Source organism: Xylanibacter caecicola, assembly GCF_013166515.1.
Taxonomy (GTDB): domain Bacteria; phylum Bacteroidota; class Bacteroidia; order Bacteroidales; family Bacteroidaceae; genus Prevotella; species Prevotella caecicola.
The window spans coordinates 1-15,467 of sequence record NZ_JABKKJ010000008.1; the positions used below are offsets into that span (position 1 = coordinate 1).

Annotated in this window: 16 protein-coding genes; 3 read left to right on the top strand and 13 right to left on the bottom strand. The window is 50.7% G+C overall.

All coding sequences use genetic code 11. The features are described from left to right. Nucleotides 1-28: 28 nt before the first annotated feature. The 6 genes from rseP to tsaB all read right to left on the bottom strand — a co-directional run bounded on the left by rseP (nucleotide 29) and on the right by tsaB (nucleotide 5,886). On the bottom strand, nucleotides 29-1,408 hold the full coding sequence (gene rseP / locus HPS54_RS06380; protein WP_172344636.1) for an RIP metalloprotease RseP: 1,380 nt from the start codon (nucleotides 1,406-1,408) through the stop codon (nucleotides 29-31). Nucleotides 1,409-1,447: 39 nt separating this feature from the next. Continuing rightward, complete coding sequence (locus HPS54_RS06385; RefSeq protein ID WP_172344637.1) at nucleotides 1,448-2,599, bottom strand: 1-deoxy-D-xylulose-5-phosphate reductoisomerase; 1,152 nt, start codon at nucleotides 2,597-2,599, stop codon at nucleotides 1,448-1,450. An 11-nt stretch (nucleotides 2,600-2,610) separates the two neighbouring features. Beyond that, a complete protein-coding gene (gene rimM / locus HPS54_RS06390) occupies nucleotides 2,611-3,141 on the bottom strand; it encodes a ribosome maturation factor RimM (RefSeq protein WP_172344638.1) in 531 nt (176 codons plus the stop codon). Between the two features lie 49 nt (nucleotides 3,142-3,190). Further along, complete coding sequence (murA, locus tag HPS54_RS06395; protein ID WP_172344639.1) at nucleotides 3,191-4,501, bottom strand: UDP-N-acetylglucosamine 1-carboxyvinyltransferase; 1,311 nt, start codon at nucleotides 4,499-4,501, stop codon at nucleotides 3,191-3,193. A 19-nt stretch (nucleotides 4,502-4,520) separates the two neighbouring features. Continuing rightward, the gene (locus HPS54_RS06400; RefSeq protein WP_172344640.1) at nucleotides 4,521-5,117 is read right to left on the bottom strand and encodes a DUF4290 domain-containing protein; all 597 of its coding nucleotides are present in this window, start codon (nucleotides 5,115-5,117) and stop codon (nucleotides 4,521-4,523) included. A 79-nt stretch (nucleotides 5,118-5,196) separates the two neighbouring features. After that, entirely contained in the window at nucleotides 5,197-5,886 is a 690-nt protein-coding gene (gene tsaB, locus HPS54_RS06405) for a tRNA (adenosine(37)-N6)-threonylcarbamoyltransferase complex dimerization subunit type 1 TsaB (protein ID WP_172344641.1), read from the bottom strand. A gap of 91 nt (nucleotides 5,887-5,977) precedes the next feature. On the opposite strand from tsaB, the gene HPS54_RS06410 reads away from it, so the two are divergent. The 3 genes from HPS54_RS06410 to nadD all read left to right on the top strand — a co-directional run bounded on the left by HPS54_RS06410 (nucleotide 5,978) and on the right by nadD (nucleotide 8,214). Further along, a complete protein-coding gene (locus HPS54_RS06410; protein WP_172344642.1) occupies nucleotides 5,978-6,853 on the top strand; it encodes a YicC/YloC family endoribonuclease in 876 nt (291 codons plus the stop codon). Between the two features lie 91 nt (nucleotides 6,854-6,944). After that, on the top strand, nucleotides 6,945-7,517 hold the full coding sequence (gene gmk, locus HPS54_RS06415; RefSeq protein ID WP_172344643.1) for a guanylate kinase: 573 nt from the start codon (nucleotides 6,945-6,947) through the stop codon (nucleotides 7,515-7,517). A 100-nt stretch (nucleotides 7,518-7,617) separates the two neighbouring features. After that, entirely contained in the window at nucleotides 7,618-8,214 is a 597-nt protein-coding gene (gene nadD, locus HPS54_RS06420) for a nicotinate (nicotinamide) nucleotide adenylyltransferase (RefSeq protein WP_172344644.1), read from the top strand. A gap of 231 nt (nucleotides 8,215-8,445) precedes the next feature. Here nadD and HPS54_RS06425 read toward each other — a convergent pair whose 3' ends face one another. The 7 genes from HPS54_RS06425 to HPS54_RS06455 form a co-directional block, all read right to left on the bottom strand. Then, a complete protein-coding gene (locus HPS54_RS06425) occupies nucleotides 8,446-8,853 on the bottom strand; it encodes a DUF4878 domain-containing protein (RefSeq protein ID WP_172344645.1) in 408 nt (135 codons plus the stop codon). Nucleotides 8,854-8,908: 55 nt separating this feature from the next. Then, nucleotides 8,909-9,535 (bottom strand): YiiX/YebB-like N1pC/P60 family cysteine hydrolase, encoded by a 627-nt coding sequence (locus HPS54_RS06430; protein WP_172344646.1) that lies wholly within the window; start codon nucleotides 9,533-9,535, stop codon nucleotides 8,909-8,911. Nucleotides 9,536-9,654: 119 nt separating this feature from the next. After that, nucleotides 9,655-10,986, bottom strand: a complete 1,332-nt coding sequence (locus HPS54_RS06435) for a TolC family protein (RefSeq protein ID WP_172344647.1) — start codon at nucleotides 10,984-10,986, stop codon at nucleotides 9,655-9,657. Further along, entirely contained in the window at nucleotides 10,983-12,098 is a 1,116-nt protein-coding gene (locus HPS54_RS06440; RefSeq protein ID WP_172344648.1) for an efflux RND transporter periplasmic adaptor subunit, read from the bottom strand. The genes HPS54_RS06435 and HPS54_RS06440 overlap by 4 nt, the downstream gene beginning before the upstream one ends. A gap of 104 nt (nucleotides 12,099-12,202) precedes the next feature. Then, on the bottom strand, nucleotides 12,203-13,450 hold the full coding sequence (locus tag HPS54_RS06445; RefSeq protein WP_172344649.1) for an ABC transporter permease: 1,248 nt from the start codon (nucleotides 13,448-13,450) through the stop codon (nucleotides 12,203-12,205). A 20-nt stretch (nucleotides 13,451-13,470) separates the two neighbouring features. Further along, a complete protein-coding gene (locus tag HPS54_RS06450; protein ID WP_172344650.1) occupies nucleotides 13,471-14,730 on the bottom strand; it encodes an ABC transporter permease in 1,260 nt (419 codons plus the stop codon). A gap of 7 nt (nucleotides 14,731-14,737) precedes the next feature. Next, nucleotides 14,738-15,457 carry an ABC transporter ATP-binding protein gene (locus HPS54_RS06455; RefSeq protein ID WP_172344651.1) on the bottom strand — a complete coding sequence of 240 codons (720 nt, stop codon included), beginning with the start codon at nucleotides 15,455-15,457 and terminating at the stop codon, nucleotides 14,738-14,740. Nucleotides 15,458-15,467: the final 10 nt, after the last annotated feature.

Consider the following 15,467-nt stretch of genomic DNA (forward strand, 5'->3'; position numbering starts at 1 on the left):
GATACCTGCCACCTAAAAACCTGAAACCTTACATATATCCGAGCCACCTCAGAACATCGTTGAGGTTTGCCACCACGAGGAGAAGTATGAGGATTGCAAATCCTATATACTCTGCACGGAGCAGGAAGTTCTCGCTCGGCTTGCGTCCGGTGATTATCTCATAGAACAGGAACAGTATGTGTCCGCCGTCAAGGGCGGGTATCGGCAGGATGTTCATGAAGGCAAGCATGATGCTTATGAACGCCGTCATCTGCCAGAACAGCATCCAGTCCCAAGTCGGAGGAAACAGGTTGCCTATCGCACCGAAGCCTCCCAATGACTTCGCACCGTCGGCAGTGAACACATATTTCAAGTCGTCCACATATCCGCGGAGCACGCCAATACCATACTTGGCGCCTGCCGGAACGCTTTCAAGAAAACCGTATTCTATGGTCACCGGCTTGTAGAAATCGGCAAGCGAGGCTTTTCCCACATCGAGTGTAAGCTCCGGTGTAAGCGTAACCTTTACTGTGTCTATGTGTCCCGTGCCGCCGTGTCTGAAGGCGAATGTCGCCATTCTAACCTTCATGCTGTCCTTTGTCGTAGGTTTGGCGGCGGCGAGTCTGTCTTTCAATATGCCTATTTGCATGTCAAACTCGTTCCAGCTGCTAATCTCCGTGCCGTTTATTGCCACGATGTGGTCTCCTTTCGACATTCCGACCTGTGCTGCCGGCGTGTCCGGCATTACGCTGTCTATCTTTGACGGGATGTAGGGTCGTGCAAAGGCAGGCGTTTCCTTGACCATTGTAAGCAGGCTTATTTCTTCGGGCATGACTATTGTTTTCTTTTTGCCGTCGCGCATCACGTCTACCGTCTTGGCGTTGGACATCATGCGGTACATGTCTATGTCGAAGCGTTTCATCGGCTTTCCGTCTGCCGATAGGAGTATGTCGCCGTTCCTGAAGCCTGCCTGTTGTGCCGTTTCATTGAACACCATACCCATTTTCATGTCCTTGAGAGGGATGTACGACTGTCCCCATGTGAACAGAACCATTGAATAGATAAACAGTGCGAGGATGAAGTTGAACAGCACACCGCCTGCCATAATAAGAAGTCTTTGCCACGCCGGCTTGCTCCGGAACTCCCATGACTGCACCGGTTGCTTCATTTGTTCGGTGTCGAACGACTCGTCTATCATCCCTGAAATCTTGCAATAGCCTCCTAATGGTATCCATCCCATGCCGTAGGTGGTGTCACTGTTCTTCGGTTTGAACTGGAAAAGATGAAACCAGGGGTCGAAGAATATGAAGAATTTCTCCACCCTTACGCCGAAGAGCTTTGAGAAGAGGAAGTGTCCCCCCTCATGTACGAAAACCAGAATGGAGAGTGCAAGCGCCACTTGCAGTAACTTGATTAAAAATATTTCCATGTGTTTCTTATTCTTGTTTTATATGTTCCGTTTCTATTTTCATCCCATCAACTCTGCCGCAACCCGGCGTGCCTCGCTGTCGGTTGCCACATATGTGTCGTAGTCTGGCTTGCTGTCAAATGTCACGTGTTGCATTGTCGCTTCTATGATGTCGCTCATTTGCAGGAAGCCACACCGCCCGTCGAGAAATCCTTTGTTGACAATCTCGTTCGCGGCGTTTACAATGCAGGGCATGTTTCCGCCCTTCCTGATAGCCTCGAAAGCAAGTGCAAGGCACCGGAATTTGTCCATGTCCGGCTCGAAGAACTCTAATGGGTGTTTGAAAAGGTCAAGACGGTCGCCTCGGAGATGAATTCTGTCGGGGTAGGAAAATGCGTATTGTATCGGCAAACGCATGTCGGGGACTCCCAACTGTGCCTTTACGGCTCCGTCGCAGAACTGCACGGCGCTGTGTATAATCGACTGCGGATGTACGAGAACCTGTATCTTGTCAGGCTCGACGCCGAAGAGCCACTTGGCTTCGATAACCTCAAAGCCCTTGTTCATCATCGTTGCGCTGTCTATGGTGATTTTTGTCCCCATGTCCCAAGTGGGATGTTGCAGGGCGTCGGCTTGCGTCACGGTGGCAAGCCTGTCTTTGGTGAAGTTGCGGAACGGTCCTCCCGAAGCCGTGAGGAGTATCTTTTCAATGGCGTTGTCGCCTTCGCCTGCGATGCTTTGGAATATCGCCGAGTGTTCGCTGTCTACCGGAATGATCGGTGAGCGATATTCTGCAGCAAGTCTGCATATAAGTTCTCCGGCAACGACAAGCGTCTCCTTGTTTGCCAGGCAAATCTTTTTATGTGCCTTGATTGCATGTATCGTGGGGCTGAGACCTGCAAAGCCGACCATTGCGGTGAGCACCATGTCTATCGGTTCCGCCTCCACTATCTCGTCGATAGCTCGCATTCCGGCGTATACTTTCACGTCCGGCATGTCGTCAAGCATGTCTTTCAGCTCTTCATAATGGCTTTCGTTGGCAATCACCACGGCGGCAGGACGAAACTTACGTGCCTGCATTGCAAGTTCCTTGACGCGGTTGTTTGCAGTGAGACAATATACCTCGTATAAATCAGAATGTTCCTCTATTACCTCTAATGCCTGTGTTCCTATCGACCCGGTAGAGCCGAGTATGGCTATTTGCTTTTTCATATAAGTCGCTGTCAGTCGTCTAAGTCGAGCAGCCCTTCAGGCAGGCTGACCGTTATTATTTTCTTTTCGGTGTCCATGTTCTGTATGAACTCCTCTGCGGCGGGTATCAGTATGTTGTCGCCCAGAGGTGTTTTTACTTCAAACAAAACGTTTGCCGTCGAGTCATCGACAGACGTTATGGTACCTATTTCCTTGTTGTATATGTTGTTGTCGATGAGCATGAAACCTTTTATTTCATCCCATGTAATCTCGTTTTCGTCCCTGTTCGAAAGGCTTTTCGGGAAAAATACGGAGCAGCCCGTCAGTGCGGCGGCTTGTTCCTTGGTGTCTATGTCGCAGAATTTCACCAGTGCCGTGCTTCTGCCCTTGAACCTGTACTCTTCCATGAAGAAAGGTACCAGTATGCCGTCGATTGCCAATACAAGATAAGGAGCGTCCACTCTGTCAAATACATCATCGTCGAACATGAAGCTCAATTCGCCCTTCACGCCGTGCGGTTTGCCTGTTTCGCCTATCTTGTAAACATCTTCCTGTCGTATCATCGTCGGTATTCCATGCTTTTGTTTATGTCTTCCGTCATGCCGCCGGGCGTCAACTGTTTGTACGCTCTATCTTTGCTCCAAGACTGTTGAGACGTTTTTCAATGTCCTCATAGCCACGGTCTATCTGCGCAATGTTGTCTATGCGGCTTGTGCCGTTGGCGCTGAGCGCCGCTATGAGCAGTGCTATTCCGGCGCGGATGTCGGGACTTGTCATCCTGCCTGCACGCAGACGTATGTTGTGGTCGTGACCTATCACCACCGCGCGGTGCGGGTCGCACAGTATGATGTTTGCCCCCATGTCTATCAGTTTGTCCACAAAGAACAGACGGCTCTCGAACATCTTCTGGTGGAAAAGTACGCTTCCGCGTGCCTGGGTGGCTACAACCAGCAGCACGGACAGCAGATCAGGCGTAAGTCCGGGCCACGGGGCGTCAGCCAAAGTCATCATGGAATTGTCTATAAACGACTTTACCTCATAGTGTTCGAGCCGCGGAATGAACAGATCTTCGCCGTCGGTTATGACGTCAACGCCCAACTGTCGGAATGCGTCGGGTATTATTCCGAGGTTCTTCGGCAACACATTCTTTATCCTTATGCCGTCGCCTACCATTGCCGCCATGCCTATAAACGAGCCTACCTCAATCATGTCGGGCTGTATGGTGTGGCTTGTGCCGTGCAGACATTTCACTCCCACAATAGTAAGAAGATTGGATGCTATGCCGCTGATGTTTGCCCCCATTCTGTTGAGCATGTGGCATAATTGCTGTATATATGGTTCGCATGCCGCGTTGTATATGGTTGTGGTGCCATTTGCAAGCACCGATGCCATTATTATGTTTGCCGTTCCTGTCACCGATGCTTCGTCGAGCAGCATGTAACAGCCGTCAAGTCTGTCTGCGTGAATATTGAAAGTGCCACGTTCCTCATCGTGTTTGAAACTTGCGCCGAGGTTCTTGAAACCCATGAAATGCGTGTCGAGACGCCTGCGCCCTATCTTGTCGCCTCCCGGTTTGGCAACTGTCGCTTTGCCGTATCGCGCCAATAGCGGTCCTATCATCAGTACACTGCCGCGAAGTGATGAGCACTTTTGCACAAACTCCGGGCTTTCGAGATAGTCGAGGTTCAGTTCTGCCGCGCGAAACACATACTCGTTGCGGCTTGTCTGTCTTACTTCCACTCCTATATCCATGAGGAGGCGGATAAGGTTTTTCACGTCGAGAATGTCCGGAATGTTACCTATTCTCACCTCGTCTGCCGTGAGCAGCGATGCGCAAATAACCTCCAAGGCCTCGTTCTTGGCTCCTTGCGGAATGATTGTCCCGCTCAGCAGGTGCCCGCCTTCTATGATAAAAGATTCCATTTCAGGATATGGTTAAAGGTTATTTCTTCTTTCTTCTCTTGTCATTCAATGTCCTTTCGGAAAAAGGCTGGAACTTAAAACTGTTCAGATCCAGTTGTATAGCCCCGTCGGTGTAGTATGCAAGGTCATCGGCAATTTTCTTGTCGTTGTTAGAGCCATGTCCCCACTGCATAAGGTTTCGCTTCATCTGGTTCGCCGTTATGCGTGTAAGTTCGTCTCTGCCGGCACCCGGTGGCATGGACTTAAGTTTTTCGAAGATGTCGAAAATCATGCTTCCATAGTGTTTTACGGGTATTTTCTTCATGGGATATTCCATGGGTTGCGGCTTTGCCGTTATTTTGGCAGCATCGCTTATATCGCACGGATAGTCTATATCCAGTGCAAAACGGCTCATGATGGCAAGGTGATCCCACAGCTTCCGCTTGTAGTCTATATTCTCTCGGTTCTGCGGAAACATGCGTTCCATGATTTTTACGATTGTCTCGGCGCACCGGCGGCGTTCCGTCCTGTCCTTTATAGTCAGGGCATGATCCACCATTTTCTGTATCTCGCGCCCGTATTCGGGCAGTATGAGCTGCTCTCTACGGGTGTTATAGTCCAATCCTTCAATATTCATATTCTTTCCTTTTGTACATGTACGGACACGGAAGTCCTTGCCGCCGGCGGCTAAACCGCCCTCCTATACATATATTATATTATAACAGCTTTTTGGGTGTCTTGGCTACAAAGTCCTTAAGATAGAACGGTACGAAGTATGCCACGTCCTCGTACCTCTTTTCCGCCATTCTCTTTTCGGCGAGCGGAAACATGTTCTTTGCAAGCGGTTCTATTCCTTCGATGAAATGTGCGGCAGGGTGTGTTATGGTTCCCATGCACTTTCCCGCTCCGTTTCCGAAGAAGTATACCGGATGTCTGTCAAGATAATCCTTGTACGTATCGGCATCGACAATGTCCGCCCCTACGTTGCGAACTTTGTTGAGCGCGCGGTCGTATATGCCTGCATAAACTTCCATACGGCGTGCGTCGAGCATAGGGCATATCAAAGCATTGTCTTCCAGCTCATGACCGAGCAGCACCGGCACGGTAAGTAACTTAAGCGTGGGCACCGCTATCAGATGCAGATTGCGACCGTAGCAGATGCCTTTTGCCATTGATACGCCGATGCGCAGACCCGTATAAGAACCCGGTCCGCAGCTCACGGCAACGGCATCGAGGCTTATTCCGTTGCCGTCGGCAAACTTCACCGCTTCGTCCACATACACTCCAAGCTGCACGGCATGGTTGGAACCGCCGTGGTCTTCTCTGTTAAATATGCACTCTCCGTCTTTGCTCACGGCGACGGAGCACACGTTGGTGCTCGTCTCGATATTTAAGATGCACGACATAGCTATGTGTCTTAGTGTAAATAAAGTGCAAAAATACTCTTTTTTCCTAAGAATTGTGTACTTTTGCATAAATTTAACTACAATAAGAGGTATGATACAATCAATGACGGGCTACGGTAAATCTGTCGTAACCTACGGAGACAAGAAGATCAACGTTGAGGTGAAATCGCTCAACAGCAAGGCTCTCGACCTGTCCGCACGTATCGCTCCGCTTTACAGGGAGAAGGAAATGGAAATAAGGCAGATGGTTGCCGGTGCCCTGATAAGGGGCAAGGTGGACTTCTCCATTTGGGTAGAGAGAGAGGCACATGCCGACGCCACGCCGGTGAACAAGGTTCTTGTGGAGAACTACTACAGGCAGATAAAGGATATTTCTGCCGCCACCGGGATACCTGAGCCGCAAGACTGGTTCTCCACACTGATGCGCATGCCCGACGTACTGCTTAAGACGGATGTGGAGGAACTGTGCGACGAGGAGTGGAAAGTTGCCTCAAAAGCTGTGCAGAGCGCCCTTGAAAACCTTGTGGACTTCCGTCGTCAGGAAGGAGAGGCGCTGCAGAAGAAGTTTGAGGAGAAACTGGACAACATCGCATCGCTGCTTGCCGCCATCGAACCTTACGAGACATCGCGCGTGGAGAAGATACGCATGCGCCTTGTGGAGGGATTGAAAAAGATACCCGAAGCAGAGTACGACAAGAACCGTCTGGAGCAGGAACTGATTTATTATATAGAAAAACTCGACATAAACGAAGAGAAACAGCGTCTTGCCAATCATCTTAAATACTTCCGCGAGACCATGGCAGAGGGTGCCGGAGTGGGCAAGAAACTCGGTTTCATAGCACAGGAAATGGGGCGTGAGATAAATACCACGGGCAGCAAGAGCAATCAGGCAGAGATGCAGAACATTGTGGTGAAGATGAAAGACGAGCTGGAACAGATAAAGGAACAGGTGCTGAATGTTCTTTAAACATAAGATATAACAGGGTGTGTCACTGCGGACAGTCGTGCAGAAAGCATGGAACGAGCGCATGGCACACTCTTTTTTATACCATAAGATTATGAAAAAGGGAAAGGTTATAATATTTTCGGCTCCAAGCGGAAGCGGAAAGAGCACGATTATCGGTCGCCTGATGCAGCACGAGGATCTGCACATGGCATTCTCGGTGAGCTGTACCAGTCGTCCGCCGCGCGGTGCGGAGCGCCACGGAGTGGAGTATTTCTTCCTCACGCCGGAAGAGTTTCGCAGGCGTATCGACAACAATGAGTTTCTTGAATACGAAGAGGTGTATGCCGACCGCTATTACGGAACACTGAAAGAGCAGGTGGATCGCCAGCTTGAAAACGGTGAAAATGTTGTCCTTGACGTGGATGTCAAGGGTGGATGTAACATTAAGAACCATTATGGCGACAGGGCGTTGAGCGTCTTCATACAGCCTCCGTCGGTGGATGAACTGCGTAACCGCCTTGTGGGGCGCGGCACCGACGCCCCCGAAGTGATTGAAGACCGTATTGCCCGGGCGGAATATGAATTGACGTTTGCCGGACGTTTTGACCGCGTGGTGGTAAACAGCAATCTGGACAAGGCTGTAGACGAGGCTCTTGCCGTGGTAAGGGAGTTTATCGGGAGATAGCCTTTGGCGCTTTTAAGAGCGCCAAAGGCTATCCGAGGACTCGGAGATCTCGGAGGGCTCTGAGCTCTCGGAGAACTCCGAGAATTTAAAAATCACAACAATGAAAAAAACAATCACAGGCATATACGGCGGCTCTTTCAACCCCATACACAACGGTCACATAAGCCTCGCGCGCCGCTTTCTTGATGCGGCAGGGCTTGACGAGGTGTGGTTCATGGTGTCTCCGCAAAATCCGTTGAAGCGCCACAACAGTCTTCTCGACGACGATACACGCCTGCGTATGGTGTGTGCGGCGCTTGAAGACATGCCCGGGCTGACGGCGTGCGACTATGAGTTCCGACTGTCGCGCCCCTCATATACGTGGAACACATTGCAGGCAATGGGCAGTGAATATGCATGCCGCGAGTTTGTGTTGCTCATCGGTGGCGACAACTGGCAGCATTTTGACCGTTGGTATCGTCATGACGACATCCTCAGAAACTATCGCATCGTGATATATCCGCGTCCGGGCAGCAGTATAGACACGTCGTCTCTGCCGGAGAACGTGAGTGTTCTCGACACCGAACTGATAGACATCAGCAGCACGCAGGTGCGCGATATGATAGAAAGAGGGGAGGATATATCACATCTTGTACCTCCTCAGACGGCTGAAATGATATATCGCGAGGGACTTTATAAATTAAGAATTAAGGGTTGAAAATTAAGAATTAGGAGCGGGGTAATTAAGAGTTAAGGGGTAAGAATTAAGAGTTTACGCCCCTGTTTATAACAGATAAAAACTGCGTCTGTAACACGTTGAGTACCAAGATGATATCTCTTGATTTCTAAAAGGTGGCATTTTAGAGCCAGAAAGGTGCCCTTTTAGAACGCAATACGCCACCTTTTGGAGTGCAAAAGGTGGCGTATTGCATTTTTTTCGGTTGTATGTCTACTTTCCGGAAGATATTTTCCAGTCTCCCCTGTCGTCTTTTATCAGTTTTATCTTGTGGTCTTTGTCTTCATCGCCGTTGCCATATTTGATGCTTGCCTTTACGGTTGCGGTGGCTCCGTCTTCGGATATTTCTTCGGAGATGATGCCATACGATTTTATTCCGCTTTTCTTGTCGAGAGTTTCTCCGCCTTTTGCCTTGAGCAGTGCGGCAACCTGTTCTTTCTCCCGTTCGATGTCCTTGCCCTCTTTCTTCTCAAAATACATAAGCTTGACATACCCTTCCCAGTCTTCTTTTTGCATGCAGCTTAGACCTTTTTCTGCCACGCCTTGAGGTGAATTGTCACTGCAGCCGCACATTATGAATGCAGCGATGAACATTGTGATAAATACTGTCAGATTTTTCATGGTTTTCGTTTTTTTGTTTGTAATGATTTATTTAATACTCTCGTTTCTTTCTGTTTCATTGCTTCTTACCGTCTGTAAACACCATGTAACGGGACAGTTTGGGTGAGTTAAGTATGTCCGACGGCAGCATGCAGCGGTATGTTCCCATGCCCGGAAAGCTCAGACAGTGTTTCCGTCCGTCGGTCAGCGGCATGCCGGCATGTGTGTATGCCGCCTCCACAAGCTCGCAGCAGTACATCTTTGTGGTGTCGGTGTCGTCGTAGTCGTGGTCGAACAGTGTTCCGCGCCTATATACCTGTATTGCGTACATGGCTGCCCGCCGTGCCACTTCGGGGCTGCCTCTGAACCTGCACACTTCTCCGGCAGAGGCGTTTACGGAAGAAAAGAACTTCCGGGGAGTGTCCATCTTCACCCTGTCGGGATCGCCGTCGAAATCGGGTTCGCCGGGAACGGCATGTATAATCATGGGTATTCCTGCCGAGTCGGCTACTATCCCGACATGAGAGTACACACCTCCCTTGTCTGCAAAGACCACCGCACGACTAGTCATTCCTTCTCCTTTGCGGAACACCACATCGCCCGCCGACAGCCGGCAGTTGTCGGGAATGATTGCCGTTTCAGTGTTGTTGCGGCACCCGAAAAAGCCGGTAAGGATAATGAATGTGCATGCCAAGTGTCTCAATGCCAATCTGTTTGTCAACAAATATACACTAATAAAGGATAATTGACAAGTTTTCAGACAATTAATTGACATTCTGCCTACCGATTTAACATATTCCGGTCATTTCAGACAATGGCGCTTTAGAAATCCAGTTCATCGCCTTTGTAGAAACCGAGGAGGGCTTTTTGGTACATATATTCATATCTGGCTCGCGACAGGTCGCTTTCCGCCTTCATGTAATTGTTCTTCGCTTCGTTGAATTCTGTTATGTTAGCCTTTCCGTATTCGTATTTTGCCGACATCAACCTGAATGCCGCTTCGCTGCTTGTAAGAGCCTCGCTGCTGCTGCGATATCCCGTTTCTGCCGCCACGGCGTTGTAGTATGCCTGCTGTATCTCCTTGTACAGCGCTTTCTTTGTGTTGTCGAGCACGAGCTGCTGCTCCTGCCTGTTGAGGCGTGCGGTGCGTATGCTGTTGCGCGTGCTGAACCTGTTAAAGAGCGGGATGGACAGGTTGAGACCTATGTTCTGACTGAAGTTGTTTCTCATCTGACTGCCAAATCCGTCGGTGTCGAAGCCGCTTGCAGTATAGTAGTTTGTGCCTATTCCCGCGGTGAGAGACAGCTTGGGGTAGAGCGCGCTGCGTGCTATGAGTATGCTCTTTTCCATGCCCTTCACCCGGAGTTGTCCTGCCTGTATTTCCGGTTTTATGAGCATTGCCTCGCTGAATATCTCGTCGGGAAGCGGCAGTGGCGCCGACTGGGCGCGTGACATGCCGGCAGAGTCGGGACGGGCAATACTGAAACCTTCGGGTGACGGCAGTTCAAGAAGCTGCGACAGCGTAAGCAGCGACAGTCTGACGTCGTTGTTTGCCTGTGTTGCCGTGAGACGGCTTGCCGCCAGTGTGGCGTCCTGCTGTGCCACGTCCACGCCGCTCACCTTTCCGTTGGAATACATCTCGCGCAGTCTTGACGACTGCATAGAGTCGATTGCGGTCTGTCGTTGTGCCACGTCGAGCAGTTCCATGGCATACAACGCCTGTACGTATGCGGCGGCAACCTGCATGCGTATGTCGTTGCGCGCTTTCTCAAGGTCGGCAAGGGCAGCCTTAAGGTTCAGCCTGTTAAGCTCTATTGTGTTCGGAATGTTGAAGCCGGTGAACAGCGGAACGCTCGTGGCAAGGGTGAAGGAGGTGTTGCTCGTGTTGTTGTCCGAATAAGTGTTCTGGGCAGTGAGACCACGTCCGAACGAGAAATTCTGCCCTGCCGAGGCGTTGAGGTCGGGCAGACGACTGTTTCTTGCCGTGCTCAGTTCGGTCTCGCGCTTTTGTGTCTCGATGTCCATGCGCTTTATCTCTATGTTGTTTTCGAGTGCATGTGCCATACACTCGCGCAGTGTCCAGCGGTGCGGTGTCTGTGCCTGTGCCGCAACGGATATGACTGTTGCGGCTGCTATCAATATGTTTTTTATCATTTTCCCTCCGTTTCGTCTTTAATGATCTGCGGTCCTCTCACTTTGTCGCGTGTCGTTATGCCGCTCTTTATCTCGATGTTTATGCCGTCGCTCAGTCCGGTTGTGACTTTCCTCCGTTCGTATGTCTTGTCACCGTCTTTGTTCTTTATCACATAGACAAAGGCGTCGCTGCCGCTGAACTCTATTGCACTCTCGGGCACGGCAAGCACTTTTTTCACTCCTGCAAGCTCTATTTCGGCGTTGGCACTGTAGCCGGAGCGTATGCGGTTGCCGTCGGGCACGGTCACGGATGCCTTTATCTCGAACTGGTTGGCGCCGTTGTTCTCCACCGCTTTGGGCGATATGTACTCCAAAGAGGCGTCGAAGTGGAGGTTGTGCAGTGCCCCTATGGTTATTTTCATAGGCATTCCGGCATGCAGACTGCCCACTTCGGTCTCGTCGATGTTGCCTTTGAAGATCAGATTACCCATGTCGGCGACACTCGCGATGGTCGTTCCGTCGTTGAAAGTGTTGGCAAGTATCACCGAGTTTCCCACCTTTACGGGGATGTCGAGGATTATTCCGCTTATGGTGGAGCGTATCAGCGTGCTGCTTGCGCTGGCATTGCTCTTCGACACACCGTCGCGTACAACCTCGAGAGCGTCGGTTGCCGCCGCCTTCTCTTCCCTTGCACGGCTGAGCTCCTGACGTATCTTGTCGTATTCGTCAGCGCTTACAAGCTGCTTGTCGTACAGTTTCTTTTCTCTCTCGAAATCCACTTGCGCCTGTCTGAGGTTGATTTCGGCAAGGCGCACACGGCTCTCGGCGGAGCTTAGTTGCCCCATGTCGGGAATTACCTTGACGCGGGCTATCACCTCACCTGCCTGCACCACGTCGCCCGCCTGTTTCATTATCTCCGTGATGATGCCGCTTATCTGCGGCTTAACGTTGACCTCGTCTCGCGGCTCGATTTTGCCTGTGATTACCGTTGTCTTGCTTATGTCCGTCAGTGCCGGCGTGAACTCTTCATAGACTATGGGCTTTGGACGCGACTTCTGATAAAGGAATACGAATGTTCCGATGAAGACCAGAACCGCCATTCCCGCGATTATAAACTTAAAATACTTTTTCATTGTCATGTATTTGTTTTGTTATTGTTTGTTGTCTGTTGGGGCTATAGAATCTATAGAAACTATAGGCTCTATAGATTTTATAGTATCTATAATGATTATAGCCCTCATTCGTCTCTCATTGCATCCACCGGTTTTATGCCCATGGCACGCATGGCGGGCGCCAGTCCGGCAACGATACCGAGCATGCAGAGCATTGCCACGGCACCGGCAGCGGTGGATATGTCTATCTGGAAGTGTGCTGCGGTGATGCCGTCGGAAGTGCTTCCCAACTCAAGTATTTCGAGAATGAGCACGGCAAAGAGTATTCCGCTCATGCCGGCGACGGCTGTAAGGATGACACTTTCCGATATAATCTGCGACAGAATGTTCAGCGGCGTTGCGCCGATGGCGCGCCTTATGCCTATTTCCGTTGTCCTTTCGCGCACGGTAACCATCATAATGTTGCTTACTCCGACAGCTCCGGCGAGCAGAGTGCCCAGTCCTACGAGCCACACAAGAAAGTTTACGCCGCTGAAGAGATTGTCCACAAGTCCGAACATGACCTCCGTGTTGAACACGGTGATGCCTTTCTCGTCCGTAGGGTCTATCCTGTGCGCTTCCGCCACCACGGTTCTCATCTTTTCGGTGATGCTGCTCATCGTTATTCCCGGCTTGGCGGTGACACATATTATGTGTACGCTGTCGCCGAGATTATATGCCTGCTGCATCAGCGTGAGCGGAATGAGCACCGATGTTTCGGAGCGTCCGTTGAGGTTGATGTTGCCCGACGCATAGTCCACACCCACTATATTATAGTATATGTTGTCGATACAGATCTTGCTTCCGCACGGGTTGCCTCCGCCGGGAAAAAGCTCCTTGTACACTTTCTTGCCCAATACGCACACCTTGCGCCCCTGCTGTATGTCCATGTCGTTGAGGTAACGACCGTAGAACATCTTTGGTGTTTCTACCTTGATGTAGTCGGGCAGCAGACCTTTGACGGTGCATCCTGTCTTCTTGTCGTCGTGTATGGCGCTTCCGCCCCAGTGAGACAGCACCGGTGTTACGGTTTGTAGCTCTGGTATATGGCTCTTGAGGCGTTCCACATCTTTGTATACCATGCTCCATGTGCGCCCCTTGCGAAAACCGGAATAGGGCTTGGTGGTGGGTTGTGGGAAGATAAAGGCGGAGTTGGTGGCAAAGCCTTCGAAGTTGGTTTGCAGCAGTTCTTTAAGTCCGTTGCCGCCGCCGACAAGCGCTACGAGCATGAACACGCCCCAGAACACGCCGAAACCGGTGAGGAACGTCCTGCTTTTGTTACGTGAAAGTGTGTCGAGTATTTCGTGAAACCTGTCTATGTCAAATCTTGTCATACGCTTTTTTGCTGTTATTGTCATTCTGCTCTCAAAGCCTCTATCGGTCTTATACGTGCCGCCTTGCGTGCCGGTATCAGTCCGGCGAGTGTTCCGGCAAGAACGATCACCGCCATTGCCTCTATGCAGATGTCAAGTCCCACGGTGGGATTATAGAACATCGTAGCCTCGAACAGTCCGCTGTTGACCTTCGTATGTCCTATCGTGGCGTCCATATACATGTTTGACGCTATGCCCAGGACCATGCCTGTAAATCCGAATATTGTGGTGATGATGATGCTCTCGGCGATGATCAGCCTGAGTATCGACAACGGGCGGGCACCGATGGCCTTGCGTATGCCGAACTCTCGGGTGCGCTCTTTCACGGTGATAAGCATGATGTTGCTTACTCCCACTATGCCGCTGAGTAGTGTAAAAAGTCCTATTATCCACAACGCAGTCTGTATGATGCTTATGCCCTTGTTCATCTGCATGTTGCTGGTGAACCTGTTCCATATCCAGATGGCGCTTTCGTCGTCGGGCGCGGCACGGTGATTGTTATTTATGCGTGCACGGTACTGCGTCTCGAAGTCTTCGTTCTCTTTCTCGGTATTCAACCCGTGGAATGAGAACACAATGTTTTCGACCTTGTTGCCCTTGTTGTATATGGTGCTGAAGGTGGTGAACGGCATGTAAGAATACGACCACATGGAACTCTTGTCCTGCTTGTAGATACCCACTACGCGGAATGCAATGTTGTTGACGGCTACGTATCGTCCCACAAGAGCGGTTGTGTTGTGCGGCATAAGCTCGCGGGCGTTCTCGTCGGAGATGACAAGTGACTTTCGCTGTTGGCGTATGTCAGTGTCGTTGATAAACCTTCCGTGCAGCAGTTCCTTCTTGTTTATCTGTATGTCGTTGGGATAAACACCGGCAAGACTGCCGCTGAAGTAATTGTTTTCGAGGCTTACGGTCTGCCCTTCCTTGTCCGCCTGCGCGCCGACGTTGTCTATATGCTTGTTGAACGAGCGCGACGTTATTTCCATGTCTGTCGTGTTCAGACTAATATTACGTCCCTCTTTCAGTCCGTCGTAAGCCTTCGATGTCTGTCCGGAGCCTATTATCATGGAGTTGTCGAGAAATCTTTCGCTCGACAGTTTTTGGGCGTTTATAAGTCCGTTGCCGGCCCCGAGCAGAAAAATAATCATGAAGATGCCCCATGCCACGGCAAATCCCGTAAGCGCGGTGCGCAGCTTGTTCTTCCGTGTCGTTGCCCATATTTCTTTCAGTATGTCACGCATATCCTTGTTATTTAAATACTCCGCCGGTGCCGAACGGACTTGCGTGGTGGTCAAGGTTCTCCTCGATGCTTTCGATAAGCCCGTCTTTGATGTGTATTATCTTGTTTGTCTCGTTTGCCACGCCGCTCTCATGCGTCACGACGACAATGGTGATGCCTTCGTTGCGGTTGAGGTCTTTGAGTAGTTGCATTACCTCTACGCTTGTCTTTGAGTCGAGCGCGCCGGTCGGTTCGTCGGCAAGTATTATCTGAGGATGCGTTATCAGCGCCCTCGCTATTGCCACACGCTGCTTCTGTCCTCCCGACATCTCGTTGGGATAGTGGTTCGCCCAGCGTTCCAACCCCAATCTTTCAAGATACTCCATGGCGAGTCTTTTGCGTCTTTTGCGTGCCACGCCCTGATAGAAAAGCGGCAATTCGACGTTTTCCGCGGCGGTCTTGAAGCCGATGAGATTGAACGACTGGAAGATAAAGCCTATCATGCGGTTGCGGTATTCGGCGGCGCGGGTTTCCGAAAGATCTTTTATCAGTGTCCCGTTCAGCATGTATTCGCCTGTATCGTAGTTGTCGAGAATGCCCAATATGTTAAGGAGTGTGGACTTGCCCGAGCCGGATGCTCCCATAATAGAAACGAATTCGCCTTTGCCTATGTCGAGACTTATGCCTTTGAGAACGTGCAATGGCTGTCCGTTGTCGTATGTCTTGTGTATGTTTCTTAGAGTTATCATGATGCTGTCG